Annotated in this window: 1 protein-coding gene; it reads left to right on the top strand. The window is 38.0% G+C overall.

Going from position 1 to position 772, the window contains the following annotated elements:
- The coding region (locus KM800_RS15100; RefSeq protein WP_217813822.1) for an ISNCY family transposase at nucleotides 1-772 on the top strand (772 nt) is incomplete at both ends.

The raw sequence follows: 772 nt of genomic DNA, 5'->3' as shown, positions 1-772 counted from the left end.
GACTTTTTTATACATGGAAATCGCGGTAGAAATCCTGTCCATGCTTTAGATAATTCTACAAAACAGACTATTGTTGACTTATATCGAACAAAATATGAAGGCACCAATTTAACTCATTTTTCAGAACTCTTAGAAGAATTTGAAGGAATCAAAGTTTCATCAAACACTATACGTTCCATCCTTTTACAGGAATTCATCCTGTCCCCTAAGGCAAAACACACTTCTAAGAAGGCTCTGCAGGCCAAACTTAAAGATATGCAAAAATCTACAAAGTCAAAAAAGCAGGATGATATTATTCAAAATTCTATTCTTGCTGTAGAAGATGCTCATCCCAAGCGTCCGAGATGTGCCTACTCTGGAGAAATGCTTCAGATGGATGCTTCTCTTCACCATTGGTTTGGTGGAGAAAAAAGTCAACTCCATATAGCTGTAGATGATGCCACAGGTGCTATTGTAGGTGCTTATTTTGATGTTCAAGAAACGCTAAATGGCTATTACCATGTACTTGAGCAAATATTGAAAACCTACGGTATTCCTTATATGTTTTACACCGATAGGCGTACAGTTTTTGAGTATAAGCAGAAAAAATCCCCTTCTATCGAAGAGGACACTTTTACTCAATTCGGTTATGCCTGCAAGCATTTAGGAATTGAGATTAAAACCAGCAGTATTCCACAAGCTAAAGGGCGTGTGGAACGAATGTTCCAAACACTGCAATCGCGACTTCCTGTTGAATTGCGTTTAGCTGGTATAAACTCACTTGAATTGCTTC

The organism is Clostridium tyrobutyricum (assembly GCF_019144085.1).
Lineage (GTDB): Bacteria > Bacillota > Clostridia > Clostridiales > Clostridiaceae > Clostridium_B > Clostridium_B tyrobutyricum_A.
The sequence above is the reverse complement of the archived record's forward strand: the minus strand, read 5'-3'. Positions and strand labels throughout refer to the sequence as shown.